This window comes from Streptomyces sp. NPDC093598, assembly GCF_044764825.1.
Classification (GTDB): Bacteria; Actinomycetota; Actinomycetes; order Streptomycetales; family Streptomycetaceae; genus Streptomyces.
On sequence record NZ_JBIWIV010000011.1, the window covers coordinates 34,284 to 59,048 of the forward strand.

General features: G+C 73.2%; 22 protein-coding genes. 7 read left to right on the plus strand and 15 right to left on the minus strand.

Annotation, left to right across the window (positions count from 1 at the left end; genetic code table 11):
- Nucleotides 1-113 precede the first annotated feature (113 nt).
- Both ACIRDU_RS27300 and ACIRDU_RS27305 read left to right on the plus strand, forming a co-directional pair.
- The gene (locus ACIRDU_RS27300) at nt 114-3,341 is read left to right on the plus strand and encodes a BTAD domain-containing putative transcriptional regulator (protein ID WP_403583887.1); all 3,228 of its coding nucleotides are present in this window, start codon (nt 114-116) and stop codon (nt 3,339-3,341) included.
- Nucleotides 3,342-3,455: 114 nt separating this feature from the next.
- A complete protein-coding gene (locus tag ACIRDU_RS27305) occupies nt 3,456-3,680 on the plus strand; it encodes a DUF3253 domain-containing protein (protein ID WP_403584235.1) in 225 nt (74 codons plus the stop codon).
- Between the two features lie 93 nt (nt 3,681-3,773).
- Here ACIRDU_RS27305 and ACIRDU_RS27310 read toward each other — a convergent pair whose 3' ends face one another.
- Both ACIRDU_RS27310 and ACIRDU_RS27315 read right to left on the minus strand, forming a co-directional pair.
- The gene (locus tag ACIRDU_RS27310; protein WP_403583889.1) at nt 3,774-4,886 is read right to left on the minus strand and encodes an SPFH domain-containing protein; all 1,113 of its coding nucleotides are present in this window, start codon (nt 4,884-4,886) and stop codon (nt 3,774-3,776) included.
- 29 nt (nt 4,887-4,915) lie between these two features.
- Nucleotides 4,916-5,353, minus strand: a complete 438-nt coding sequence (locus tag ACIRDU_RS27315; RefSeq protein ID WP_403583892.1) for an NfeD family protein — start codon at nt 5,351-5,353, stop codon at nt 4,916-4,918.
- 366 nt (nt 5,354-5,719) lie between these two features.
- On the opposite strand from ACIRDU_RS27315, the gene rpmF reads away from it, so the two are divergent.
- The 4 genes from rpmF (at nt 5,720) to ACIRDU_RS27335 (ending at nt 8,786) form a co-directional block, all read left to right on the plus strand.
- Nucleotides 5,720-5,890: a 50S ribosomal protein L32 gene (rpmF, locus tag ACIRDU_RS27320; RefSeq protein WP_403583895.1), complete on the plus strand. Its 171-nt coding sequence runs from the start codon at nt 5,720-5,722 to the stop codon at nt 5,888-5,890.
- Nucleotides 5,891-5,896: 6 nt separating this feature from the next.
- Complete coding sequence (locus tag ACIRDU_RS27325) at nt 5,897-7,084, plus strand: GTP-binding protein (protein WP_403583898.1); 1,188 nt, start codon at nt 5,897-5,899, stop codon at nt 7,082-7,084.
- A gap of 74 nt (nt 7,085-7,158) precedes the next feature.
- Nucleotides 7,159-7,986: a class I SAM-dependent methyltransferase gene (locus ACIRDU_RS27330; RefSeq protein ID WP_403583900.1), complete on the plus strand. Its 828-nt coding sequence runs from the start codon at nt 7,159-7,161 to the stop codon at nt 7,984-7,986.
- Between the two features lie 314 nt (nt 7,987-8,300).
- Entirely contained in the window at nt 8,301-8,786 is a 486-nt protein-coding gene (locus ACIRDU_RS27335; RefSeq protein WP_403583903.1) for a Fur family transcriptional regulator, read from the plus strand.
- Nucleotides 8,787-8,955: 169 nt separating this feature from the next.
- On the opposite strand, the gene aztD is transcribed toward ACIRDU_RS27335, so the two are convergent.
- From aztD to aztB, 4 genes are all read right to left on the minus strand, one after another.
- Nucleotides 8,956-10,155: a zinc metallochaperone AztD gene (gene aztD, locus ACIRDU_RS27340; RefSeq protein ID WP_403583905.1), complete on the minus strand. Its 1,200-nt coding sequence runs from the start codon at nt 10,153-10,155 to the stop codon at nt 8,956-8,958.
- 89 nt (nt 10,156-10,244) lie between these two features.
- Complete coding sequence (gene aztC / locus ACIRDU_RS27345; RefSeq protein WP_403583907.1) at nt 10,245-11,207, minus strand: zinc ABC transporter substrate-binding protein AztC; 963 nt, start codon at nt 11,205-11,207, stop codon at nt 10,245-10,247.
- Nucleotides 11,204-12,445: a hypothetical protein gene (locus tag ACIRDU_RS27350; RefSeq protein WP_403583909.1), complete on the minus strand. Its 1,242-nt coding sequence runs from the start codon at nt 12,443-12,445 to the stop codon at nt 11,204-11,206. Before ACIRDU_RS27350 ends, aztC begins: the two co-directional genes overlap by 4 nt.
- A gap of 10 nt (nt 12,446-12,455) precedes the next feature.
- Entirely contained in the window at nt 12,456-13,340 is an 885-nt protein-coding gene (aztB, locus tag ACIRDU_RS27355) for a zinc ABC transporter permease AztB (protein ID WP_403583912.1), read from the minus strand.
- A 14-nt stretch (nt 13,341-13,354) separates the two neighbouring features.
- On the opposite strand from aztB, the gene aztA reads away from it, so the two are divergent.
- Nucleotides 13,355-14,098, plus strand: a complete 744-nt coding sequence (gene aztA / locus ACIRDU_RS27360) for a zinc ABC transporter ATP-binding protein AztA (RefSeq protein WP_403583914.1) — start codon at nt 13,355-13,357, stop codon at nt 14,096-14,098.
- 129 nt (nt 14,099-14,227) lie between these two features.
- On the opposite strand, the gene ACIRDU_RS27365 is transcribed toward aztA, so the two are convergent.
- From ACIRDU_RS27365 to ACIRDU_RS27405, 9 genes are all read right to left on the minus strand, one after another.
- Nucleotides 14,228-15,985 (minus strand): ABC transporter ATP-binding protein, encoded by a 1,758-nt coding sequence (locus tag ACIRDU_RS27365; RefSeq protein ID WP_403583917.1) that lies wholly within the window; start codon nt 15,983-15,985, stop codon nt 14,228-14,230.
- The gene (locus tag ACIRDU_RS27370; RefSeq protein ID WP_403583920.1) at nt 15,982-17,721 is read right to left on the minus strand and encodes an ABC transporter ATP-binding protein/permease; all 1,740 of its coding nucleotides are present in this window, start codon (nt 17,719-17,721) and stop codon (nt 15,982-15,984) included. Before ACIRDU_RS27370 ends, ACIRDU_RS27365 begins: the two co-directional genes overlap by 4 nt.
- Entirely contained in the window at nt 17,718-18,941 is a 1,224-nt protein-coding gene (locus ACIRDU_RS27375; protein WP_403583922.1) for a SagB/ThcOx family dehydrogenase, read from the minus strand. The genes ACIRDU_RS27370 and ACIRDU_RS27375 overlap by 4 nt, the downstream gene beginning before the upstream one ends.
- Before the next feature lie 11 nt (nt 18,942-18,952).
- A complete protein-coding gene (locus tag ACIRDU_RS27380; RefSeq protein ID WP_403583925.1) occupies nt 18,953-20,332 on the minus strand; it encodes a YcaO-like family protein in 1,380 nt (459 codons plus the stop codon).
- Nucleotides 20,329-21,810: a CocE/NonD family hydrolase gene (locus ACIRDU_RS27385; protein WP_403583927.1), complete on the minus strand. Its 1,482-nt coding sequence runs from the start codon at nt 21,808-21,810 to the stop codon at nt 20,329-20,331. The genes ACIRDU_RS27380 and ACIRDU_RS27385 overlap by 4 nt, the downstream gene beginning before the upstream one ends.
- Nucleotides 21,807-22,661: a hypothetical protein gene (locus ACIRDU_RS27390; protein WP_403583929.1), complete on the minus strand. Its 855-nt coding sequence runs from the start codon at nt 22,659-22,661 to the stop codon at nt 21,807-21,809. Before ACIRDU_RS27390 ends, ACIRDU_RS27385 begins: the two co-directional genes overlap by 4 nt.
- Nucleotides 22,662-22,752: 91 nt before the next feature.
- A complete protein-coding gene (gene amiA, locus ACIRDU_RS27395; RefSeq protein ID WP_240797855.1) occupies nt 22,753-22,866 on the minus strand; it encodes a streptamidine family RiPP in 114 nt (37 codons plus the stop codon).
- Between the two features lie 56 nt (nt 22,867-22,922).
- Nucleotides 22,923-23,744: an ABC transporter ATP-binding protein gene (locus ACIRDU_RS27400; protein ID WP_403583932.1), complete on the minus strand. Its 822-nt coding sequence runs from the start codon at nt 23,742-23,744 to the stop codon at nt 22,923-22,925.
- Nucleotides 23,745-23,764: 20 nt separating this feature from the next.
- Nucleotides 23,765-24,757: a FecCD family ABC transporter permease gene (locus tag ACIRDU_RS27405; RefSeq protein ID WP_403583935.1), complete on the minus strand. Its 993-nt coding sequence runs from the start codon at nt 24,755-24,757 to the stop codon at nt 23,765-23,767.
- Nucleotides 24,758-24,765: the final 8 nt, after the last annotated feature.

The following is a 24,765-nucleotide window of genomic DNA, read 5'->3' on the forward strand; positions in this document are numbered from 1 at the left end:
CTTCGGATTCGCTTCGGACGGCTTCGGAAATGCCGCGGGGAGGGCCTTCGGACCGGTGGCCGAGCCCTTGTCGTCGCCGGTCGCGCCGGTTGTCGGCCGGTTACGCTGAGATCATGGAATTCGGGGTGCTGGGGCCGCTGGAGGTGCGCACGGACGAGAGTCGTGTCGTGCGGGTACCCGAAGTCAAGGTGCGCATGCTCCTCGCCGATCTGCTCGCCCACCGCGGGCAGGTCGTCCCGGCGGCGCGGCTCATCGAGGACCTGTGGGGCGGCTCGACCTTCACGGCCCGGCCTGCGGCGTCGCTCCAGGCCAAGGTCTCCCAGCTGCGGCGCGTGTTGCAGGACGCGGAGGCGGGCGGCCGCGAACTGGTCGCGCACCGGCCGCCCGGATACGTCCTGGACGTCCCGGCCGGTGCGCTCGACGCCGGGCGGTTCCGCGACCTGGTCGCCCGGGCCAGATCCGGCGAGGACCCGGTGACACGGGCGGCGCTGTACACCGAGGCGCTGGCGTTGTGGCGCGGCCCCGCCTTCGCCGAGTTCGCCGACCAGCCGTCCGTGCGGCCGACGGCGGCGAGCCTGGAGGAGGAGCGGCTGACGGCGGTGGAGGAACACGCCTCAGTGCGGCTGGAGTTGGGCGAGCACAGTCTGCTGGTGGGCGAGCTGACGGAACTGGTGGAGCAGCATCCCTTGCGCGAGGGGCTGCGGGGCGCGCTGATGTGGGCGCTGTACCAGGCGGGGCGTTCGTCCGACGCGCTGGACTGCTTCAACGATCTGCGGCGCCGGCTCGACGAGGAGTTGGGGCTGACGCCCGGACCGTCCCTGGAGGCGCTCCAGCAGGCCATCCTGCGTCACGACCCGGTGCTGGCCCGGCCGGAGCCGCCCGCGCGGTCTGCGACGGGGGTGCAGGCGGGACCGGGGCCGACCGGTTCGGCCTCGCCGCTCGTGGGCCGCGAACGGGACATCGATGCGATCCGGACCCTGCTCTTACGGCGACGCCTGGTGACGCTCACCGGCCCTGGCGGGGTCGGCAAGACCCGCCTCGCCCAGGCCATGGCGGAGAGTCTGGGGGGCGCGTTCGGCGACGGCACCTGGCTGGTGGAACTCGCGGACGCCGGGGGCCTGGAGCGGTTCGCCGGGGAGGAGGCGCTGGCCGAGCAGGTCATGGCCACGCTGGGCATCCGGGAGAACACCTCGGACGACGACGCCAAGGGCCCCACGGACCGCCTCGCCAACGCACTGGCCGGCCGCCGGCTGCTGCTCGTGCTGGACAACTGCGAACACGTCGTGGAGGCCGTCGCGCGGCTGGCCGGCCTGCTGCTGAGCCGGGCCCCGCACCTGCACATCCTGACGACCAGCCAGGAGCCGCTGCGCACCCGGGACGAGACGGTGTATCCGGTGGCGCCGCTGTCGCTGCCCCCGGAGGACCGGCCGGACCTCGACGCGCTGACGAGCGCGGGCGCCGTACGCCTCTTCGTCGACCGGACCAGGGCGACGGACCCGGACTTCGTGCTCGACGCGGCCACCGCCCCGCTCGTCGCCGATGTGTGCCGGCGCCTCGACGGCATCCCGCTCGCCCTGGAACTGGCCGCCACGCGCGTGAGATCGCTGGGCATCAGGGAACTGCACGACCGGCTCGACGACCGTTTCAAGGTGCTCAACAGCGGTTACCGGGACGCCCCTTCACGCCACCGGACGCTCCAGGCCACGCTCGACTGGAGCTGGAGTCTGCTCGACGACCGCGAGCGGACCGTGCTGCGCAGGCTGTCGGTGTTCAGCGAGGGGTGCGGTCTGCGGGCCGCCGAGGACGTGTGCTCCGGCGGCGGTGTGTCACCCGCCGACGTGCTCGACGCGCTGAGCCTGCTCGTGGAGCGCTCGCTGGCCGTCCGCACCGAGGGACCGCAGGGTCCGCGCTACCGGCTGCTGGAGTCCGTCGCGGTCTACGCGCGTGACATGCTCGCCGAGTCCGGTGAGCACGCCGAGATCGCGGCCCGGCACCTGCGGCACTGCGTCCGCCTCGCCGAGCGGGCCCGGCCGCATCTGCACGAGCGGGAGCAGTCCCGCTGGTTCCAGTACCTGGACGTGGAGGCGGCGAACGTGCAGCGCGCGCTGGCGGAGGCCGACCGGTCCGGGGCCGCGCAGGAAGCGCTGCGCCTGGTCAACTCGCTGACCTGGTACTGGTACGTCAGGGGCCGGCTCGGCGAGGCCCGCAGGGCGCTGGCGACGGCCCTGGACACGCCGGGCGACGCCGCGCCCGAGGAGCGCGTGGAGGCGGTGTTCTGGTACACGGGCATCCGCCTGCTGCTCGGCGAGCACGACCGGGAGTGCGACGCCCTGGAGGAGTACCCGCCCGAGTCGACCCTGGAGTCGACCAGGGCCCAGTGGTTCCTGGCGCACGCGCAGTGGACGGTGGGGGCCCTGGTCAAGGGCGAGCAGCGGGTCGAGCGCGTCCTGGTCCGTTTCCGCACCCTGCGCGACGCGTGGGGCACCGCCGCCGCGCTGACGACGCGGGCGTGCTTCGCCCTGGCGCGCGGTGACCTGGAGTCGCTGCGCGGCAACGCCGAGGAGGCCCGCGCCCACTTCGCGGAACTGGGCGACCTGTGGGGCCGGTTGAAGACGACGGACGTGCTCGGCAGGCTCGCCGAGATCAACGGCGACTACGACCTCGCCGCCCAGCTGCACCGGGAGAGCCTGCGCATCGCCCAGGCCCTGGAGACCTGGCCCGAGATGTCCACGAAGCTGTCGGGTCTCGGCAGGATCGCCCTGCTCACCCAGCGCTACGACGAGGCCGACGACCTGCACACCCGCGCCCTGCGGATCGCGGTCGGCCAGGGCAACCAGCCGGCCGAGCAGTTCGCCGCGCTGGGCCTCGCCCTGAGCGCCCGCCGCCAGGGCCGTCTCGACGCCGCCGAGGAGTGGCTGCGCCCCTGGCTGGCCTGGAACCGCCGGCGCGGCGACGGCCCGGGCCTCGCGCTGGTCCTGGCCGAACTGGGCTTCATCGCCGAACAACGCGGCGACGCCGACCGCGCCCTGGCCTACCACCGGGACGGCCTGACAGCCGCCGCGACGACGAAGGACCCCCGCTCGGTCGCCCTGGCCCTCGAAGGCCTGGCCGGCGCGTACTCCCTGTCCGGCGCCCCGGAGCGGGCAGCCCGCCTCCTCGGCACGGCGGCGGCGACCCGGGAACGGGCGGGCGCCCCGCACCCCCCGGCGGAGCGAGGCGACGTGGAACGCATCGCGCACCGCCTGCGCTCCACGATGGACGAGGCGACGTACACGCGGGAGTTCACGGCCGGCACCCGACGCGACCACGAGAGTGAAGCCCTGGCGGAGTCGAGGTCCTGAGCACGGGCTGCTCCGCGGGGAGGCGAGCGCCGTCCGCCCCCTGCAAGAGGTGCCACACTGGATGGCGTGGCGGAGACGGATCGGCAGCTCACTCAGCGGCTGGAGCAGGCCATCATGAGTCTGCTGGCGCGACGTGCGGACACTGCTTCGATCTGTCCGTCCGACGCCGCGCGGGAGATCTACGAGGGTGACGGCGGTGGCTGGCGAACTCTGATGGAACCGGCCCGCCAAGCGGCCTGGCGTCTGGTGGCGGCCGGCAAGGTCGAGGTGACCCAGGCCGGGCGGCCCGTCGCGGAGGCCGAGGCCCGCGGCCCCATCCGCATCCGTCGCGCACGGTGACAAAAGCCCCGCGCCGCCCGTGCTCGAAGTGCCCGGTCCTCCCGAGGGCTCTGGAAGCCTGAGGGCAGTCCCTGGCGACAACCGAGGGTCGGCTCAACCGCCGGGCGTCTGCCCCCGGCGCGGCGTCTGAGGCGACTTCGCGGCCTCGGCCTCGGCCTTGGCGTCGCTCACCGCGGCGGCGGCCTGCCTCCCTGCCTCGTCAGCAGCCGCGACGGCATCGAGCGCAGCCGTCGAGCCTGCAGCACCGAGCTCCGGAGTCCGGCTTTCGTACGACGTGTCGCCAGGCGCGGCAGTGGTTGCTTCCTCGGGTTGCGCGGGTTGGGGCGGGCCCGCTGCCGACTGGTCGCCGAATGCGGTGGTGACGGTCCGAATCGCCTCGGTCAGCTCCCCCGGGATCACCCAGAACGTGTTGTTGTCGCTGTTCGCGAGGTGCGGGAGCGTCTCCAGGTACTTGTAGGCCAGGATCTTCGCGTCGGCATTGTTGCGATGGACGGCCTGGAAGACGAGCTCCACCGCCTTCGCCTCACCGTCCGCCCGCAAGATCATGGCTTGTTGCGTGCCCTGCGCCTCCAGGATGTCCTTCTGCTTCGTGCCTTCAGCGGTAAGGATCTTGGCTTGCCGCTCCCCCTCGGCGTGCAGGATGGCCGCGCGCTTGTCACGCTCGGCCCGCATCTGCTTCTCCATCGCCTCCTTGATGGTGTGCGGTGGATCGATGGCCTTGATCTCGACCCGGTTGACCCGGATGCCCCACTTGCCGGTGGCGTCGTCGAGGACGGCGCGCAGCCGGGAGTTGATCTCCTCGCGCGAGGTGAGCGTCTCCTCCAGGTCCATGCTGCCGATGACGTTCCGGAGCGTGGTCACGGTGAGCTGATCGATCGCCTGCAGGTAGTCGGCGACCTCGTAGGCCGCCGCCCGCGGGTCGGTGATCTGGTAGTAGAGCACGGTGTCGATGTTCACCACGAGGTTGTCCTCGGTGATCACCGGCCTGGGATCGGACGAATAGACCTGCTCGCGCACGTCGAGTTTGGTGTTGATGCGGTCCGCCACCGGCACGACCAGGTTCAGCCCGGGCTGCAGCGTCCGGCGGTACCGGCCGAACCGCTCGACGTTGTAGCGGCGTGCCTGCGGCACGATCCGCACGCTGGAGGCCACGAGGAAGACGACGACGATGGCCGCCACAAGGGCGAGGACGACAAATGGATCCACAGTGCCTCCGTTGCTGTGCGTTCAGCCGTTCACGGAAGAAGCTCGCGGGGGTAGACGATGGCCGTGGCGCCTTCGATCTCCATGACGTCCACCAGCGCGCCCACCGGGATCACGAGGCTCTCGTCGAGCGCGCGGGCGGACCACTCCTCGCCGGAGAGCTTGATCAGACCGCGGGTCGCGGTGACCTCCTGCATGACCTCGGCCCGCTTGCCGATCAGCGCATCGCTGCCGTCACGGGTGAGGGGTTGCTGTGTCATCTGCCGCAGCGCGACAGGACGGACGACGAGAAGGCCCGCGGCCGCCGCGACACCGAGGGCCACGAACTGGCCGAGTACGCCGATGCCCACACCGGCGACGACGGCGGCGACCAGCGCGGCACCCGCCAGGAGCCCGAAGACCAGGGTCAGGGTGAAGAACTCCGCGACACCCAGCGCTGCGGCGGCGAGCAGCCACGCGAACCACGCCATCGAATCGCCCTCCTTCAGGGGCCTTCTCCACCAAGCTACCGCCCGGAACTCTGGACAGGACAGACACGGGGCAGCGGTGCTTCTTGATCGTTGGGCCGAGCCATATAAGAGCAGGTCAACGGCTACACCGACGCTCACGCGCTCGATACCGAGCACCACGGCTCAATGCGGAGATCCGGGCGGCCACCGGCGGGGGTCCCGCGAGAGCGGCCCCATCCACCGCAACGGAGTGCAGGTGCGGTCGGACTCCCGAACCGGAGTCCCGCCCCTCGCCGATCCGGGACAGCGGCGCGACAGCATCAATCGTAATGACATCCATTTTCATGTATCGTCCGTGGCGCACACCACTCGTACTCGGAGGTCCCCATGGCCGTGCCCAAACGCAGGCTGTCCCGCAGCAACACCAGGCACCGTCGCGCGCAGTGGAAGGCCACGACGCCGCAGCTGGTGACGGTCACGGTGGACGGGGTTCCGTACCGCGTGCCCCAGCGGCTGGCCGAGGCCCACGAGCGCGGTCTGCTCCGCCCCGAGGGCTGACACCGCATGACCCACGTCCCCTCGCCGCGCCTGCCCGTCACCGTCCTGTCGGGGTTCCTCGGTGCCGGCAAGACCACCCTGCTCAACCACGTCCTCACCAACCGCGAGGGCCTGCGCGTCGCCGTCATCGTCAACGACATGAGCGAGGTCAACATCGACGCCGCCCTGGTACGCGGCGGCGAGGCGGCTCTGTCGCGCACCGAGGAACGCCTGGTCGAGATGACCAACGGGTGCATCTGCTGCACCCTGCGCGACGATCTGCTGGAAGAGGTGGACCGGCTGGCACGCGAGGGGCGCTTCGACTACCTCCTCATCGAGTCCTCCGGCATCTCGGAGCCCATGCCGGTGGCCGCCACCTTCGCCTTCGCCCGCGACGACGGCGCCACCCTCGGCGACCTGGCCCGGCTGGACACGATGGTCACGGTCGTGGACGCCGCCAACTTCCTTCCAGAACTCGCGGGCGGCGACGAACTCGCCGAACGGGGCCTGGACCAGTACGAGGACGACGAACGCACGGTCAGCGACCTCCTGATGGACCAGACCGAGTTCGCCGACGTCATCGTCCTCAACAAGCTCGACCTCGTCGACTCCGCGACCGCCGACCGGCTGCGGGCCACCCTGGCCCGCCTCAACCCCGCTGCCCACATCGTGCCGGCCGTGCGGGGCCGCGTACCGGTCGGAGAGGTCCTGGGCACCGCCCGCTTCGATCTCGAGCGGGCACAACAGGCTCCGGGCTGGGTCAGGGAACTCAACGGCGACCACGTCCCCGAGACGGAGGAGTACGGCATCTCCTCGACCGTCTTCCGCTCCGCGGCGCCCTTCCATCCCGGGCGGCTGTGGACGTTCGTCACGGAGGCACTGGACAGCGGCGCTCACGGGCAGGTCCTCCGGTCCAAGGGCTTCTTCACGCTGGCCAGCCGGCCGCGAGTGACGGGACTGTGGTCCCAGGCCGGTTCCGTGGCACGCTTCGAACCCTCCGCCGCGCGTGACTCCGACAGCCCTCACGCCCAGGAACTCGTGTTCATCGGCACCCACTTGAATGCGGAATCCCTGCGGGCGGCCCTGGCCGGCTGTCTCCTACGGGAAGACGAGGCCCCGCCCGCCAGCGATCCGTTCCCCGCCTGGGACACCTACGGCGTCGACGAGAGCTGCGCGCACGAGCACGCCCCCCTCACCACTGTGACGGGGCACTGAAACTCCGGGTTGGACGGTGGTCGCAGCCACGGCACCGTCCGGCCCGGTACACACCTGTGTCAGGGAGGCCGCTCATGGACAGGGAAAAGCCGCGCCTGGGAACGGTGCAGGAGACACTCCTCATCCCGCTGTACGCCCGCGCGGTGGAGAACCGCAAGGAACACGCCCTGCTGCGGGACGCGCGGGCCGAAGAGATCGTCGCCTCGATCGACTACGACTTCGGACGCTTCGACGACCTCCCGAGCCTCACCGGCGCACTGCTGCGCGCCCTTCTGTTCGACCGATGGGTGACGGACTTCCTCTCCGAGCACCCCGCCGGAACCGTGGTGGAGATCGGCACCGGCCTCAACACGCGTTATGAACGCGTGGACAACGGCCGTGCCCGGTGGTTCGAACTCGACCTGCCCGATGTGATCGCGCTGCGGCGCACCTTCTTCACGGACACGCCGCGCCGGACGATGATCGCGGCCTCGGTGACGGACGAGTCGTGGGCCGCGGAGGTGGCCGCGCGCACCGACGGGCCCTGCCTGTTCGTCGCGGAGGCCGTACTGCCCTACTTGCACGAGCCCGATGTGCGCCGGGTCGTCGATCTGCTCGCCGACCGCTTCCCCGGTTCCCTGCTGGCCCTCGACACCGCCGGCCCGGGCTTCTTCGACACCCAGGAACAGCACGACGTCCTCAGCAAGGTCGACGCCCGCATGCACTGGTACTGCCCCGACCCGGCCGGACTGACCGGCTGGCGCCCCGGGATCGGCGTACTGGCGTCACACACCCTCACCAGCCTCCCCGGCCCCCTGCTGGCCGAACTGCCGCTGCCCTGCCAGCAGATGGTGTCCGCGATCGCCGCGCAACGCCTGCCCCAGGCCGAGGGCTACCGGCTCAACCTCCTGCGCCTGCCGTGACAGCCGACGGCGGCGCTTCCCGGGGCGGAGTCGCCGCCCGTGCCCCCGCACTGCATGGCCGCCCTCGCTCTGCGAGCGGCACGGCCACCAGGAGGACTTGGTGACCGCAGGAAGGAAGCCGGTGCGGGCCTGCTCGCACACATGCACCGGGTTCGCCCAGGTCCCCCGAGCGGCGTGCGCCTTCCGCGAACGAGGCGGGCACTGACCACTGTCTCCGGAACGTCCGCTGAACGCCGACTTCTGGCCGTTCCGGCAAAGCGGGCCCGGCCCCTACCGCGTGCGGGGCCTCCTTTGAATCGTTGGAAATGATTACCATGTGCGATGTCTCTTGGAGGTGGGCAGCCCTGCGCGAAACATCAGCCACACAGCTGCCGGCGCCGTTGCGCACGACACGGCAGCGGAAGGCCGTCATGAGCGCCCTGCACCAGAGGGCCGGCTTCACCTCCGCCCAGGAGCTGCACGAGGCGCTGGAAGCCGACGGCATCACCATCGGCCTGACCACGGTGTACCGGACGCTGCACGCCCTGGACCGCTCCGGCCGGCTCGACGTCGTGCGGGAGAGGAGCGGGGAGCGGCTCTACCGACCCCGCCCCGCCGACGGGCACCGCCACTACCTCGTCTGCCGCGACTGCGGCCTCAGCACGGAGGTGGATGCGGGCGTGGTCGAACGCTGGGCCGAGAAGGTGGCCGAGGTCACGGGCTTCGCCGAGGTCGAGCACACGGTGGAACTGACCGGCGTGTGCGACCGATGCCGCTTCACTCGGAGCACCACACCGGCCCCTACGGACCGGCACGCTTGAACGGCCTGTGTCATGGCGGGCTCTCTCACCGACTCCCCGCCGGCGGCCGGTGCCACGGGACACGCCGGACCTCCGCGGCCCTGTCCTGATCCCTGCCTACGGCGGTGCGGAACGCCCGCCGGCAGAGGGTCGGCGGGCGTTCCGTGAGGCGCGCTCCGGAGAGGACCGGTCAGTGACCGGCCACCGTGCCGGACAGCTCGTTGGTGCCCTTCGGCAGCGTCACGGACGTCAGCTTCTCGCCGGAGTCCAGGTCGAAGGCGTGCAGTCGGCGCTTGCCCGGCTCGGAGACGTACGCCGTGTGGTCACGGACGAACAGGGTGGGCCTGGGCTGCTGCCAGTCCAGGGGCTCCGTCCAGTCGCCCACCGCGTCGATCTTCTTCTCCACCTTGCCGGTCTCCGGGTCGATGACATGGAGGACGCCGTTGGTGCCGAGCACGAGTGCCTCGCCCTGCGGACCGCGGCCGAGGGAGCGGAAGGAGTAGCTGGTGCCGAGGTCGACCAGCTTCATCTTCGCGGTGCGGGTGTCGATCAGCGAGACGCGGGTGGGCCGTTCCAGTTCCGCCTCGGGGTCGGTCTTGTAGTCGCCGAGGAGGATCGGGGAGGTGTCGCTGCCCGCCTGGTTGCCGATGCGGGCGTAGTCGCCGGGGGCGTCGACCTTGGTGAACTTGCCGTCCTTGTAGAGCAGGACGCCGTCCTCGCAGCCGAGTCCGACCACCTCGTCCTCGGCGGCGGCCTCGCCGTGCACGCCCGGGCAGTTCTCGGCGCGTGCGGTCTCCTTGTTGTTCTTGTCGAGGACGAGGGCGCCGGTGCGCTTCTCCTCGGTGCCCAGGGTGGTGACGAGTTGGCCGTCGGCCAGTTCGATGGCGACACCGTGGTGGGGCTCGGCGGACGTGTAGGTGCGGGTCTGCGGCTTGGTGCCGTCGCCGAGTTCGGCGGGGTCGAAGACGTTCACCTCGCCGGTGCCGTCGGTGAACAGGACCGTCTTGCCGGCGTGCCGCACGACGTGACCGGGCTTGGCGCCCTTGAACTCGGCGTCCGTGAAGGTCTGCCGGGCGGCGTCGAAGACGCGGAAGCCGCTGTCGGTGGAGATGACGACGTGGTCCTCGTCGCCCGCCGGGTTGACCCGGTTGAAGCCGGGCAGTTCGATCGTCTTCGCCGGCTTCAGGGTCTCGCCGTCGAGGACGTACATTCCTCCGTCGAAGGTGGCGACCAGCGGGTTGTCGACCGCGACGGCCTTGCTGCTCTTCGTCTGCTTCGGCTCGGCGTCGGACGAGGCGTCGTCGCTTCCACCGCAGGCGGTCAGCGCCATCGATGCCGCCAGGGCGAGGGCCGTGCCCGTGAGCGTTCTGGCGCGCGTCGGCTTGTTCATGGTCGGTGTTTCCTCTCCGGCCCCGGTCGGGGCGGGTTTCGGGGGTGGAGCGGCCGGCGTTCGGTCCGCCGGGTCGCGGGGTGGGTTCATCAGGCGCCGGTGAGGCCCTCGGCCATGGCCGAGGTGTTGGCGCGCATCATTTCCAGGTATGTGCCGGCGCCCTTGCCCTTCTCGGTCAGCGACTCGGAGTACAGCGAGACGACGTCCACGTCGCCGCCCATCTCCTGGCGCAGGACCTCCGCCAGCCGGGTGGGCTGGGAGGAGTCGGCGAAGACGGTGCGCACCTTGGCCTGCTCCATGGCCCGGGTCAGGGAGCGCAGGTCGGAGGAGCTGGGCGAGGCGAGGGTCGTGCCGCTGGGGATGACCGCACCGATCACGCGGAAGCCGAAGCGGTCGGCGAGGTATCCGAAGACGTGGTGGTTGGTCACCAGGGCGCGCCGGTCCTCGGGGATGGCGGCGAAGGACTTCTCCATCCAGGCGGTGAGGTCCGCGAGTTGTCCGTCGTAGCGCTCGGCGTTGTCCCGGACGGCCTTCTCGTCCACGCCCCCGACGTGCTCGACGATCTGGTCGGCGATCAGGCCGGCCACCTTGCGCACCCGGTCGGGGTCGGTCCAGAAGTGCGGGTCGGGCTCTCCGGCCCCGTCCGCCGGACCGCCCTCGTCCCCCGGGTGGAAGGAGAGCGGGTCGGCCGCCTCGCCGGCCGCGAAGGTGGCCACACCCGACTCGCGGGCCGCCTCCACGTGCCGCAGTACGTTCTCCTCCAGCCCGAGCCCGTTGTAGACGACCAGATCCGCGTTCTCCAGCTCGGCGGCCTGCACGGCCGACAGGCCGAAGGAGTGCGGGTCGGCGTTGGGCTTCATCAGGACGCTGACGTCCGCATCGTCCCCGACGATCTCCTGGGTGATGTCACCGAGGATGTTGGTCGTCACCACGACCCGGGGCCGGTCGTCGTCGCCGCCCGCGCAACCGGTCACCGTGCCGGCGAGGACGAAGAAGCTGACGAGGGTCAGCACCAGGGCGCGCACCCGCGCCGTTCCCACTCGCACGCTCATCGGCCCGTCTCCACCATCAGGGACGGCCGGACGTCCAGGTCGAACGTGCGGGCGACACGGAGGCTGTCGTTGTAGTCGATCTCGTACACGCGCTTGCCTGACGGGTCGTTGAGGTAGGCCCGGCTCCGGTCGACCTCGATCACCGGTGCCGCCGTTTCGCCGGTGGCCTCCTCGGAGACGTCCTCCAGCAGGGGGTCGGTGACCGCGGTCTGCTTGCCGCTGGATATGTCGTAGCCGTGGAGGGCCCCGTCGTTCTCCAGGACGACCAGCGGCGAACCCTCGCCCGCGGTGTTCGCGGCGATCACGGGGCCGGTCTCCACCCGGGTCCAGGCACGCTCGGTCACGTCCAGGACCCAGACGGCGTCCTTCCCCGCGGGCGCGGTGAGCGTGCTGCTGCCCGGACGGTGCCGGAACTCCGCGGCCCGCTCCGTCTTCGGCACGTCCTCGCCGTACGGGATCTTCTCGGCGCGGAAGGCGCCGTCGTCCTCGTGGACGAGCAGGGCGCCGTCGGCGCAGCCGAGCACGATCCCCCGCCGGGTGACCGCGTCACCCTTCGGGTCTTCGCACTCGGACTCCACAGAGGCGACGCGCTTGCCCGACCGGTCGAGCACCACGACCTGCGCGGGGCTGTCACCGTCCCGCGTGAGAGCGATCAGGTGTTCCGCGTACGGGACCACGGCTGCTTCGTAGGTGCCGGGAAGCCCGAGGGGGGTGCCTGTCTCGCCCTTCTCCAGGTCGGCGCGAGAGTGGACACCCGCCTTCCCGTCCGCGCCGGTCACCACGGTCACACCCGCGTCGCTGCGGACGCTCGTACCGGTGCCGCCGGGGAGTTCGCCCACCTCCTGGATCTTCGCGCGGTAGTAGTGCACGTGGTCCCCGTGGTCGACCATCCACGCGCCGCTGTCGAGGACGTGTGTGCTGTCGGTGCCGTGGAAGTAGCCGAAGCGGCCGTCCGTGGTGAGTTCGGTGACCCCCGTTCTGCGTGCCGTCCGGTGAACCTCACCGGTGATCAGGTCCAGTACGCGGGTCTCGCCGGTGGCGCGGTCACCGAGGAGAAGCCGGGACTGCTGCTCGGCCGCCTCGGTGGCGCCTTCGACGTACCCGTGGGGGGTGGGTGAGGAGGAAGCACTTCCCGATGCGGTCTCGGGATCACCGTCCTGGCCGGCGCAACCCCCGGTCAGCAGGACCGCGGACAGGAGTGCCGGCGCCAGGGATGTGACGTTTCTTCGGACGAACAAGGAGATCGCCTCAGGTTTCGTTCGGTCGGGTCGTGGGGGCGTACGCGGGGATGCCGGCGGAGCGGGGGAGATCCGCGCGGCGCCGGTGGCGGATCCCGGACGCCAGGTGGGACAGGAAGAAGAGACTGACGGCGAGGGCCGACACGGTCGCGCCGGCCGCGGTGCTCAGATGCCACGAGAGCAGCAGGCCGCCGAAGGTGGCGGTCGCGCCGAGGACCGCGGCGAGGACCATGACGCCGCGCACGCCGCGCACCCAGGGCAGGGCAGCCGCCGGTGGGGCGATGAGCAGGCCGAGGACGAGCAGCGTTCCCACGATGTGGAAGGAGGCGACGATGGCCAGGGCCAGCAGACCGAGCAGCACGGCGTGCGCCGCCCGGGGACGCAGGCCGAGCGTCTTGGCCTTGCGCTCGTCGAACGCCAGCGCCAGGAAGGCGCGGTGACCGAGCACCGAGACGGCCAGTGCCAGCAGCAGCGCCACCCCGAGGAGGGCCAGGTCACTCTCGCGTACCGCGAGGACATCGCCGAAGAGGAACCCGGTGAGGTCCACGGCGAAGGACTGCGAGCGCGACACGATGATGACGCCGAGCGACAGCATGCCGACGAACAGCAGGCCGATACCGGTGTCCTGGGACAGCCTCGGAGTGCGGCCGAGAGCGGTGACACCCGCCGTCATGACGGCGGCGCTCACCACCGCGCCCACCAGCAGGTTGCCCCCCAGCAGCGCGGCGACCGCGACACCCGGCAGCAGGCCGTGGGACATGGCGTCACCGAGGAAGGCCATCCCCCTCAGCACGACCCACGTCCCCGCGAGGGCACAGATCGCCGACACCAGAATCCCGGCCCACAGGGCACGCTGCACAAAGGCCACCTCGAAAGGGGCCGTCAACCACTCCATACGACGAGACTACAATGACAACCATGTTCAAAAAACACCGCCCGGGGCCTCCCGAAACCGAGGCGGCCGATCAGCGCGTTCGCATGACCGGCCTGGACGCGGGCTATCCGGGAAGGCCCGTTCTCCACCAACTCACGGCTGGGATACCGGCGTTGGCCACGACTGCGCTCGTCGGGCCGAACGGCAGCGGGAAGTCCACGCTGCTCGGCGTCCTCGCCGGCGTGATCGAGGCCACATCCGGACAGCTCCGGTACGCCGAGGGCCGTCCGCCGGCTTTCGTCCCGCAGCGCGGCGCCGTCGGCGACGCACTTCCCCTCACCGCGCGGCAGACCGTGGAGATGGGCCGCTGGGGCGAGCGGGGGCTGTGGCGGCGTCTCACCCGCCACGACCGGGCGGTGGTCGACTCCGCCCTGGAGCGACTGGGCGTCGCCGACCTGGCAGCCCGCCAGCTCGGCGAGCTCTCCGGTGGTCAGCGCCAGCGTGTCCTGATCGCCCAGGGCCTGGCCCAGCAGTCAGACCTGCTCCTCCTGGACGAGCCGACCACCGGACTCGACCCCGAGGCCCGGGAACGGATCACGACCCTTCTGACGGACCTGGTCGCCGACGGCACGACCGTCGTCCAGGCCACGCACGACCTGGAGGCCGCCCGCTCGGCCGACGCCTGCCTGCTCCTCAGCGACGGACGGCTGGTCGGGCAGGGGCCGCCCGAGCAGGTCCTCACCCCTGGGGCCCTGGCCAAAATCTGGCAGCCTGCGTGAACGTGTCGTGGAGTACCGGCGGGGCGGGCACGGACGGTGCCGAAGGCGGGCGGCCCCTGCGCGTCGTCTTCCAGGTGCACGCGCCCTTGAGCCTCCCCCTGCCCGGGGCCCCGGGGCGACGTCCCGCGCTCAGGAGGGGGTGGTGAGTACGCGGTTGAGCGCGCTGCCGGGGCGGCTGGTGAGGTCCTCCCAGGTTCCCTCTTCCGTGATGCGGCCCTTCTCCAGGACGGCGATGCGGTCGGCACGGCGGATGGTGGCCGGCCGGTGGGCGATGACGATCGTGGTGCGGCCCTCCTCCCGCAGCGCGGCGGCGAGCTGGGCGTCGCCGGTGTTGTCCAGGTGGGCGGTGGACTCGTCGAGGACGAGGACGCGCGGGCGTACCAGCAGCGCGCGGGCGAGGGCTATGCGGGCCCGCTGTCCTCCCGAGAGGGTCGCGCCGCGCTCCCCGACGAGGGTGTCCATCGCGGCGATCCGGTCGACGCCGCACCGGCGCGCTGTCGTGGCGAGCAGGTCGTCGTCCGCTTCGGGTGCGGCGAGCCGCAAATTCTGGGCGAGGGTGCCGTGGAAGAGGGGTGTCTCCTGTCCCACGAGGACGACCGCCCTGCGCAGTTCGGGGTCGCTCACGTCCCGGATGTCCACGGGGTCGCCCTCGGCGGGCACCAGCTGGACCGTTCCCTGGGAAGGGTCCCAGAACCGGGCCAGGAGGTGGGCGCAGGTCGACTTGCCGGCTCCCGAGACACCGACCAGGGCGAGTGTCCGGCCCGGGGGGACGGTCAGGTCGACGCCGTCCAGCACGGGCTGTCCACCGTAGTCGAACCGCACGCCGTGCAGCCGGACACCCAACGGACCGGGCGGCAGAGGGCGGGGAGCGGGGGGCGGCGGGGCGAGGGCGGGGGCCTTGACGGCCGCGCCGACGCGGGCGGCCGCGGCGCGCAGTGCCACGGCCTGGCTCAGGGCGCGGGCCGACTCCGCGACCGGACCGAGGACGGACAGGGCCAGGGCCATCGCCGCCGGGGCCCATGCGCCGTGCAGCCGTCCGGAGGTCACGGACTGCGCCGCCGCGGTGACCACGCCGAGGACGGCGGCCACGATGAGCAGGTCGCGGACCGATGCGGCGACCGCCTCCCAGGTGGCCTCGGCGCGCTGGGCGTCGCCCACCTGCCGTCCCCGCTTCGCCAGCGTGCGGCGGCGTTCCGCGAGCCGGCCGAAGGCGAGCAGTTCGCGCAGCCCGTCGACGGTCTCCACCGTGTCGGCGGACAGCCTCGCCGCGGCCGCCCGGGTGCGGCCGCCGCGTGCCGCGCGCCCGCGCGCGTCGGCGAAGGGCGCCGCGGCGAGCAGGGCCGCGACCGGGAGTACGGCCACCAGCAGCCACGGTTCCACCACGGCGAGGACCAGGGAGCCACCGGTGAACACCGTTGCCGACGCCAGCAGTTGGGCGGTGGTGTGGGCGTAGAAGAATTCCAGCGCCTCCACGTCGGCCATGGCGGTGGCGGCGAGGTCGCCGCTGCGCCGCCCCGCGATGCGGGCGGGCGCGCTGCGGGCGAGTCCGTCGAAGACGCGCACCCGCAGTACGGCCAGCACCCGGTAGGCCAGGTCGTGCGAGAGGTCCATCTCCCGCCAGGTCGTCAGGGCACGGACGAGGACCAGGGCCACGAGTGCGGTGACGGTGGCGGCCGAAGGGGCTCGCCCTTCGATGACGGCGGTACCCACGGTGTGCGCGGCCAGGGTGAGCAGTGCGACGAGGGAGCCCTGTTCGAGGAGGGCGGCGGCGCAGGTGCGGGCCGTCATGGCGCGGTGTGCGGCGAGGGCGGGCAGGAGGGCCCGCAGTGCGCCTCGCGCGGGTACGTCCGCTTCGGAGGGGGCGGTGGTGGCGGTGGCGGTGCTCATGCGGCGAGTTCTCCTCGGTGGGCGCGGCCGGCGTCGACGAGCCGCGCGTAGACGCCGCCGGCCTCGACCAGGCCGGCATGCTCGCCGACGGCGTCCACCCGTCCTTCGTCGAGGACGACGATGCGGTCGGCGTGCCGGACGGCGGCGAGCCGGTGGGCGACCACCAGAACGGTCCGGCCGCTCGCGGCGCTGGTCAAGTCCCGGATGATGTCCGCTTCGCGGCGTTCGTCGACCGCGCTGGTGGCCTCGTCCAGAACCAGCACCGGGGCGTCCGCGAGCAGGGCGCGCGCGAGGGCAAGACGCTGGCGCTGGCCGCCCGAGAGGGTGGCGCCGCGCTCACCGAGGACGGTGTCATAGCCGTCGGGGAGGGCGGCTATCTCGTCGTGGACTCCGGCGACGCGTGCCGCCCGGGTCAGGTCCTCGTCCGTGGCGCCGGGCCGGGCCAGGCGCAGGTTGTCGGCGATGCTGGCGTGAAAGAGGTACGTCTCCTGCGACACGACGGCGATGCCCTGCCGCAGCGAGTCGAGCGTGTACTCGGTCGTGGGGCGCCCGCCGAGCGTGATCCTGCCCTCCTGGGGGTCGTGGTGGCGCAGGAGCAGGGCCAGCAGCGTGGATTTGCCCGCGCCGGAAGGGCCGACGATCGCCGTCGTCCGTCCCGCCTGCGCGCTGAAGGAGACGCCGTCGAGGGCGGGCGCAGGTGTGCCGTCATAGGCGAACCGGACGTCGTCGAAGCGCACTTCGGGCGGGGTCGTCCAGTGGGCGGGGGCCTCTCCGCTGTCGGGGACGGCCGGCTCGGCGGTGCGCAGGGCCGCGAGGCCGTCCGCGGCCGACACGCCCAGGTATCCGGCATGCCATTCGCGGGCCAGGTCGCGGACCGGCCGGAAGCACTCGGAGGCCAGCAGCAGCACCAGATAGGTGCCGGTCGCCGTGGTGGATCCGGTGACGGCCGACCAGCACGCCAGGAGCGCGGCCGCCGCGGTGCCGCCCTGGATGGCGAGGTCGGTGATGGCGGTGTCGACCAGGGACACCCGCAGTTTGGCGACGGTCGCCCGGTGCAGCGCTTCGGACCGCTCCTCCAGGCGTGCGCGGGTGCGTCCGACGGCCCCGGCGGCACGCAGGGCGGGCATGCCCTGGAGTGCCTCCAGGTAGTCGGCGCCGAGCCCTTCGTAGGTGTCCCAGTGCTCCTTGCCGCGGGCGGCCAGGAGCCGGTCCCAGGCGCGCGGACCGGCCAGGGCCAGCAGCAGGGCGGGGACGAGGCCGAGGAGTGCCCGCGGTTCGACCACGGCCAGGGCGGCCAGTACCAGGGGCGGCACGGTGAGGGTGATCAGCAGCTGGGGCAGGTAGCGGGAGACGTAGGCGTCGACGCCCTCCACCCCGTCGACGAGGGTGGTGCGGACGGCTCCGGTCCTCGCGTTGGTCAGGTGGGCGGGCCCCAGCCGGCCCAGGTGGGTGAGGAGTTCGTCGCGCAGAGCCACCCTGACCCGGGCCCCGGCTCGGGTGGCGGTGCGCCGCTGCCACAGGGCGAGCCCGGCGCGGGCGGCGACGACGGCGAGCACCGCGGCCAGCAGCCACGGAAGCGAGCCGGTGTCGCCGCGGGCCAGATGGGCGAGCGCGAGGGCCAGCAGTACGGCCTGCGCCAGGTGGGTCAGGGTGACGGCGCCCAGCAGGACGGTGGACGCGAGCAGGGGACGCCGGGCGCCCCCGGCGGCGCGGCGCAGCTCGGGGTGGATGATCATGTGGTGTTCTCCTCGTCGGCGTGGCGGGTGCCGAGGGCCAGTCCGTGGACGACCCAGTCCCGGCCCGGGGCGGTGCCGAGGGCGGCGCCGAGGTCCGCCTGCTGCCACGAGCCGACGGGCCGGGCCCCCAGCCCGTGGCGCAGGGCGGTGACATGGGCCAGGTGGACGGCGAAGCCCGCCCGCAGGTGGACACGGCGGATGTGCGCGGCGTCGGCGTCCGCGGGGCAGCCGTGGGCGAGCAGGACGGCGCCCGCGTCCGCGATCCACGCCTGGCCCGCGGCCCAGGCCGCGAGCGTCGGGCGGGCCTCTCCCGCCGCGTGCCGCCGCAGGGTCGTGCCGTCGGCGGACAGCGCCATCAGGGCGGGTCGTGGCGGGCCCACCGCGGCGCACCAGCGCAGGTCGCCGCCGCCCGGCCGTGCGGCGGTGGTGAGGACCTCGCCCAGCGCGCCGGTGCCCGCCCGTTCCGCGGTGGTGAGGACCGCCAGCAACGCGTCCTGGGACGGGGCGCCCGGCAGAGGCGGTGAGGTACTGCGGCGCGCCAGCAGTTCGGTGGGGGTGGGCCTGCCCCCCGGCGGGTCCGGGACCCGGGCGCCGCCGTCCGGGTCTTGGGCCCGCCCGCCCTCCTGGTGCGCCGGGCCGCCCCGCCTGCCGGGTGGCGGGACGTGCACGGTGGCCAGGGGGCTCTCGGCGAGACCGTCCAGCCGTACCTCGGGCTGGTCCGTGCCCAGCGCGCGGGCCGCGAGGAACAGGGCCGCGGCGGCGTGCCCGGTGTCCAGCAGCAGCAGCGGCCAGGCGCGGTGGCCGTAGTGGGAGACCGTGCGCCGTGCGGTGACGGTGAGTTCGGCGGTCACGCCGGGCGGCGTGTCCTCGGGTTGCCGGCCGAGGCGGTGGACGCGGTGGCGCAGCGGGTCGTAGCCGTAGCGGCCCGGCGGCAGGGAGCAGCCCGCACCCACGTACAGTTCGGCGTCCACCGGGTGCAGTGCACCGGCGGAGGACACGGGCCTGAGGCGTCCGGAGTCGTCCGCCGCGGACAGCGAGTGGCGCAGCAGGGCCGCCAGGTCGAGGTCGGCAGGGCCGGCCGGCGGGAAGGGGCGCGGCGGTCCGGGCCAGGACCGGACCGCTCCCCCGGCGGATGTGTCGGGTCCGGGTGGCTCCGGGGAGCGCGCGCGAGCGAGGGCGGTGACGAGGTCCACCGGGCGGCCTGCGCAGGGGTCTTCCACGGGTGCGGCCCTCACATGTGCGGCGGAGGCGCCAGAGTGAAGTCCTCCGGCGCGCTCGGCGGGCTCGTGCGCCACCCTCGGGCGACGGCGGCCTCGGCGAGGCGCGGGCAGCCGAAGTAGCCGAAGGCGGCCGGGGCGTTGGGCAGCAGCCCGGAGACGAGCACCCGGGCGACGCGCAGGGGGGTCTCGGCCACGTCCTCCGTGGTGAGGTCGAAGGTCATGACACGGTGGCCGCCCGCGTGCAGCGTGCGGTCCAGCCGCTGCCGGCTGCCGCGTTCGACCTCGTCGAGGGACACGGTCCCGAGCGCCGGCTCGGTGAACCGCCCGGCCTCGGCGGCCATCCTCTCGTCCAGCCACACCTGCACATGGGCGCCCAGGTCCCTCACGTGCTCGAACTGCTCGCCGCACACGTCGAGATAGCGGCCGTCGGCCCGGTGATCCAGGTACAGCCCGCGGGCGAGCAGCCCGGCCTCGACGGCCTGGAACACCCAGCCGCCGGGATCGGTCAGGCCCTGGGTGAAGACCCAGGTGTGGACGGCTTCCAGGACGGCCTTGCGGGCGGCTTCGGCCGGGTCGTACTTGCAGGCGAACCCGGCTGCGTACAGGCCGAGGCGCGGGTCGTGCACCAGCGCGGCCATGCAGGGGGCGAACTCCGAGTACATCTCGACGATGTGGACGTCGAACGCGGAACCGGCGAGGTCCTCGGCGAGGCCGGGCACGCTCGCCGGGTCGATGCCGCGGGCCGGGCCGTCCAGATGCCACCACAGTTCCAGGGCGTCGCGTTCGACGATCTCCAGCAGGCCGCGTTCGACGGCGTCGTCGAGACCCTGTCCCGTGGCGATCCCGGCGTAGTTGAGGTGGTGGGTGCGGGGCAGCTCGCGCAGGTCACCCTGGCGCCAGTTGAGGTGGGTGAGCGCGACGGGCGCCCAGACCTCCGTCGTCCCTCCGTCGGGCAGCAGTTCGGTGCCGCGCGTCCACAGGGCCGGGGTGTCGGGGGTGAGGGGGCGGTACGGGAACTTCTCCCGGGCGTACTGCCAGTCGGCGTACGCGGGCAGGTCCCCCGGGCCGTAGAGCCGCAGGCCCTTGTCGGCCAGTTCGGTGGCGGTGGCCCGCACAGGGGCGTCGGAGTGGCCGGGCGGCGGGACGCGGTTGCCGCAGTACCGCTCCACCCCCTCGGCTATCGCGGCGACACGGGCTTGGCCGGGGTCGCCGAAGGTGGTGCCGAGGGAAACCCGGTCGGCGGGCCACAGGCCGTGTCGGCGGGCGTCGGATATCTCGGCCGTGAGCGCGGTGTAGCGGGGCGGGGCACCCGTGGGGTGCTCGACGGGCTCGACCTTGCGGACGATGCCGCAGACGGGGTCGACGAGTGCTTCCAGCGACAGCGTCGTCATCTCAGGATCTCCTCCGCGGGGTCGACGGGGGTGGGGCGGAACGGGAGCACGGGCAGGCTCAGCACCACGCTGTCCGGATCGATCTCGCGCCGGGAGACGTGCAGCCTGCCGGCTGTCACCGGGTCCTCCCCGGTGTGCGGGTTGCGGGCGTGGGCCGGGAAATGGTGTCCGGCGATCTCCAGGCGCAGCCGGATGCCGGCGCTCAGCCGACGCGCGATCCGGCCGAGGCGGACGGTGAACGCGGCCTCGCGGCCTGCCCGTTCGTCGCGCCGGACGACTCCGACGGCGAGTCTCTCGGCGACCCCTTCCGGTGTGAGGGCGACCAGCCGAGCGGCCCAGTCGGCGGACGGCGTGTGGGCCGTGGCCCTCAGGTGCACGCTCACGGGGCCGACCACGTCGAGCGGACGCGGGAGCGGCGGGGTGACCAGCAGGCAGCGGTCGGACGGGCCGTCAGCGGGGACGGTCAGGTCGTCGGAGCGGACGGGCCGGCCGGGATCGGCGGTGAAAGCGGCCCCGTGCAGCAGCCGCGGCCGTCGGGTACGCGGTTCGCCCTCCGTACCGGCGGGCAGCCACAGATCGGATCCGCCCAGCGCCTGTGAGCCACGGCGGCCGGGGGCCAGTTCACCGGCCAGGGCGCGGCGGGTCCAGCGCACGTACAGCTCGCCGAGGTTCACCCGGTGGGCCGGGCCGGCGTCGGGGCCGGGTGTGGAACCGAGGCCGTGGCCCCAGGGGCCCAGCAGCAGCCGCGCCGAGGGTCCGCCCCAGGCGTGCCACAGTGCGACGGTGTCCTCGGTGAAGTGGTCGTGATGGCCGCCCACCGCGAGCAGGGGCACGGCGGCGTGCGCCGCCCGCGCGATCAGGCGTCCGCGGTCGCGCTGCCGCCACAGGCCCGCCCAGGAGGGCAGCCCGCGGCCCAGCCGTTCGGGGAGGCCGGTGAGCGGCAGGTGGGTGAGGAGACCGGGGTCCGCCGTGAGGGCCTTGCCCAGCGCGCTCTCGTCCGAGTCCGGTCGGTCACCGTGGGCGGCCCACCACCCGGCGCGGGACAGCAGCCGCTCCACACCGGACGCCTCGCGTGCAGTCTCCGCCAGGCCGAGGGCGGGTACGGCCGCGAGAACGGCGTCGGGCCGGGCGTCCTCGGGCACGTCGAGGGCGAGGACGAGGGCGCAGTGGGCCGCGTAGGAGGCGCCGACGGCCACCAGCCGGCCGTCGCTCCACGGCTGGCGCCGGATCCAGCGGACGGCCGCCGCGCCGTCGGCGGCTTCGTTCGCGTAGGGGTGCCACTCCCCCGGTGACGCGAACCGGCCGCGCACGTCCTGGACGACGGCGGCGAATCCGCGGCGGGCCCAGCCGCGCGCCTCGGCCCGGTGCCGGGTCCGGTCGTAGGGAGTGCGCACCAGGACGGCCGGGAAGGGGCCGTCGCCGGCCGGGAGGAGCACGTCGGTGGCGAGTTCCTCCACGGTCGCGTCGAGCGCTGTCATCCGTCCTTCTTCGGCATCGGTGCGACGACGGGCACCGGGAGGACGGGGTGCTCGGTGACCGTCAGCGTGCGCAGGTCCACGCGGCGGAGCCGGCGACGGGCCGGGAGGCCGGCCGTGTGCGAGGCGCCGGTGGCCCACCGGCCGAGATCGTCCGCGAGCAGCGCCGCGAGCAGCGTGGCGGCGGGCGGGGAGAGCCGGACCGGCGCGCCGGAGGTACGAGATCCGCTCCAGTACGCGGCCAGTTCGCGGTGGGCTGGGGTGGCGGCGAGCCGGCGGGATCGGACGTGCGCCGAGGTGACGTCTCCGGGAGCGGCGGCCACCGGCTCGACGTACGCCTGCCAGCCCTCGCGGTGGCAGCGCAGCCACGCGACGCCGTGGTCGGGCAGGGTGTCGGCGGCGTCCCACAGCCCGTCCGGCACGGGTCCGTCGTGGCACCACACGACCGCGGAGGGCTCTCCGTCGAGCAGGTCCTCGACGCCCACCGGTGATCCGGCCGAGGCGCTGACGGTCTCAGTCGTGAGAGGCCGCGCGCCCAAGGCGGCCAGCTGCGCGGCGAGCGGTTCGGTCAGTACCGGGTCGCCGAGGATCCGGATGTCCCGGCGAGCGGCGGGCCAACGCGAGTCCTGCGGCCCTTCCGCCAGATAGCCTGCCTCCTCGAACGCCCGCACCACACGATCGAGTCCCTCGCCCACCGAGCCCGTCGTCACGCCGGTGAGCCGGGAGAGCAGAACGTCTTCGTCGGCACTCCCTGTCCTGACACTGAAGAACTCCCCTTCCTGGGTCCGGACGGCGAGCCCTCGCCCGGGCACGGCGACGACCTCCACACCGGGGACGAGTCGGCTGCGGGACACGGCGATCCTCCTGACGGAAGGTGGGGGATGGGCGTGGGCCCGCCCGGAAGGCAACGGGCGGGCCCACGGTCGAGGGTGGCCGGACCCTCGCTTACTCCTCGTTGTCGTCGAAGGGGTTCTCGACGAGCGCGTTGGAGTGGGAGGCCGAGGCGTGGGCCAGCTGGCCCTGGTCGGCGATCGGCGTGAAGATCTGCTCGTTGTCCATGAACTCTCCTTGTACATCCGGGAGTTACGGCGTTCGAGTGAGCGCCGTGACACACGTTAATGAATCTGATTTTCATATTCTAGATCTGGGAGAGGGTGATCTGGGTAACACACCGGCCAGCCTCCCTCGGGGTCCCGGCCGACCCGTCCCGCCACCTTCAGCACGTCCGCCAGCAACCTCGGGGTCACCACCTCGCCCGGTGCTCCGTCGGCCACCACACGGCCGTCGCGCAGGGCGACGACACGTTCGGCGAACCGGGCCGCGTGGGCCAGGTCGTGCAGCACCATCACCACGGTGAGCCCGCGTTCCTGGCGCAGGCGGACCACCGTCTGCAGCACGTCGAGCTGGTGGTGCAGATCCAGGTAGGTGGTCGGCTCGTCGAGCAGCAGGACGCGCGTGTCCTGGGCGAGCGCCATCGCCAGCCGGACCCGCTGCCGCTCGCCTCCGGACAGCGCGTCGACGTCACGGTCGGCCCACTCCTCCACCCCGACGTCCCGCAGCGCCCGGTGCACGACGGGGTCGTCGCCCTCGCGCAGCATGCCCAGCGGTCCGCGCGCCGCGTACCGCCCCTGGCGGACGAGGTGACGCACCGTCATACCCGGCACGGCCGGAGCGGATTGTTGCAGCAGGGCCACCCTCCGGGCCGTGGCGCGCCGGGACAGCCGGGCGAGGTCGTCCCCGCCGAGGCGAACGCGCCCTTCGTCCGGCTGCAGCAGCCCGGCGGCCAGCCGCAGCAGGGTCGACTTGCCGCAGCCGTTCAGCCCGATGAGGGCGGTCAGTTCGCCCGGCGGGACGGTCAGGTCGACGCCCCGCAGTACAGGTCGCCCGGGATAGCCGAAGTGGACCCCCTCGACGTGGATCCCCACGGACTCGGTCATGCTCTGTCCTCGATTCGACGTCAGAACGTACGGCTCGGCGTGCGGCGCACGACGACCAGCAGCAACGCGGCGCCGAGGCAGGCGGTGAGCGCCCCGACCGGCAGCGTGAGCCGTCCGGAGTCCAGCGCCCCCGCCAGCAGCCGCGAGGACAGCTGCGCCGCCGCGTCCGCCCCGCACACCACCACCGCGCCCACCAGGGCGGCGCCGGGCAGGCTCACCCGCAGGTCCGCACCGAAGACGGCCACGGCCAGGTGTGGAACGAGCAGTCCCACGAAGCCCAGCGCCCCGACGGCGGCCACCGCACCCGCCGTCAGCGCCACCGCGCACAGCAGGGCCAGGGTCCGGGCCGGGCGAGCCGAGAGGCCGGCGGCCAGGGCGATGTCGTCCCCGCAGCGCAGCAGGGTCAACGGCCCGGCCAGCAACCAGGCCGCGACCCCCCAGACGAGGGCCCACGGCCACAGCAGGTGCCAGTGCTGCCACACCCGGCCCTCCGTGGTGCCCACCAGCCACTGGACGACACTGCCGAGTTCGCCCGGCTCCACGAGGAGCACCATGGCGGTGAGCCCGCCGAGCACCGCCGACACCAGCACCCCGTGCACGGCGGTCTGCGCGGGGTCACCGCGCCCGCGGCCGGCGAGCAGCCACAGCAGCGCGGCTCCGGCACACCCGCCCGCGCACGCGGCGAGGACCACGGCCAGGGGCGAGTCCCACCCGGCGAGCCCCAGGGCGGTCGCGGTGACGGCTCCGAGCACCGCCCCCGGGGTCACGCCCGTCACCTCCGGCCCGGCGAGGGGATTGCGCAGGGCGGACTGCAGGACCAGCCCCGCGACGGCGAGGCAGGCACCGGTGACGAGAGCCACCAGCAGCCTGGGCAGGCGCAGTTGGAACAGGATGTGGCGCTCCGTCGCGTCACCGCCACCGTTCAGGACGTCCCAGGCCACGCCCGGGGACATGCCGCGCCCGGCCACCAGCTCCACACCGGCGCACACGACGGCCAGTGCCGCGAGAGCCATGAATCGCC

Excerpts from the sequence above, each read along its gene's own strand:
- ACIRDU_RS27300 (WP_403583887.1), top strand. The coding sequence starts at position 114 with ATGGAATTCGGGGTGCTGGGGCCGCTGGAGGTGCGCACGGACGAGAGT.
- ACIRDU_RS27335 (WP_403583903.1), top strand. The coding sequence starts at position 8,301 with ATGTGCGATGTCTCTTGGAGGTGGGCAGCCCTGCGCGAAACATCAGCC.
- ACIRDU_RS27405 (WP_403583935.1), bottom strand. The coding sequence starts at position 24,757 with ATGGCTCTCGCGGCACTGGCCGTCGTGTGCGCCGGTGTGGAGCTGGTG.
- ACIRDU_RS27305 (WP_403584235.1), top strand. The coding sequence starts at position 3,456 with ATGAGTCTGCTGGCGCGACGTGCGGACACTGCTTCGATCTGTCCGTCC.
- ACIRDU_RS27400 (WP_403583932.1), bottom strand. The coding sequence starts at position 23,744 with ATGACCGAGTCCGTGGGGATCCACGTCGAGGGGGTCCACTTCGGCTAT.
- aztC (WP_403583907.1), bottom strand. The coding sequence starts at position 11,207 with ATGAGCGTGCGAGTGGGAACGGCGCGGGTGCGCGCCCTGGTGCTGACC.
- rpmF (WP_403583895.1), top strand. The coding sequence starts at position 5,720 with ATGGCCGTGCCCAAACGCAGGCTGTCCCGCAGCAACACCAGGCACCGT.
- amiA (WP_240797855.1), bottom strand. The coding sequence starts at position 22,866 with ATGGACAACGAGCAGATCTTCACGCCGATCGCCGACCAGGGCCAGCTG.
- ACIRDU_RS27315 (WP_403583892.1), bottom strand. The coding sequence starts at position 5,353 with ATGGCGTGGTTCGCGTGGCTGCTCGCCGCCGCAGCGCTGGGTGTCGCG.
- ACIRDU_RS27325 (WP_403583898.1), top strand. The coding sequence starts at position 5,897 with ATGACCCACGTCCCCTCGCCGCGCCTGCCCGTCACCGTCCTGTCGGGG.
- ACIRDU_RS27380 (WP_403583925.1), bottom strand. The coding sequence starts at position 20,332 with ATGACGACGCTGTCGCTGGAAGCACTCGTCGACCCCGTCTGCGGCATC.
- ACIRDU_RS27385 (WP_403583927.1), bottom strand. The coding sequence starts at position 21,810 with ATGACAGCGCTCGACGCGACCGTGGAGGAACTCGCCACCGACGTGCTC.
- aztA (WP_403583914.1), top strand. The coding sequence starts at position 13,355 with ATGACAACCATGTTCAAAAAACACCGCCCGGGGCCTCCCGAAACCGAG.
- ACIRDU_RS27370 (WP_403583920.1), bottom strand. The coding sequence starts at position 17,721 with ATGATCATCCACCCCGAGCTGCGCCGCGCCGCCGGGGGCGCCCGGCGT.
- aztD (WP_403583905.1), bottom strand. The coding sequence starts at position 10,155 with ATGAACAAGCCGACGCGCGCCAGAACGCTCACGGGCACGGCCCTCGCC.
- ACIRDU_RS27330 (WP_403583900.1), top strand. The coding sequence starts at position 7,159 with ATGGACAGGGAAAAGCCGCGCCTGGGAACGGTGCAGGAGACACTCCTC.
- aztB (WP_403583912.1), bottom strand. The coding sequence starts at position 13,340 with ATGGAGTGGTTGACGGCCCCTTTCGAGGTGGCCTTTGTGCAGCGTGCC.
- ACIRDU_RS27365 (WP_403583917.1), bottom strand. The coding sequence starts at position 15,985 with ATGAGCACCGCCACCGCCACCACCGCCCCCTCCGAAGCGGACGTACCC.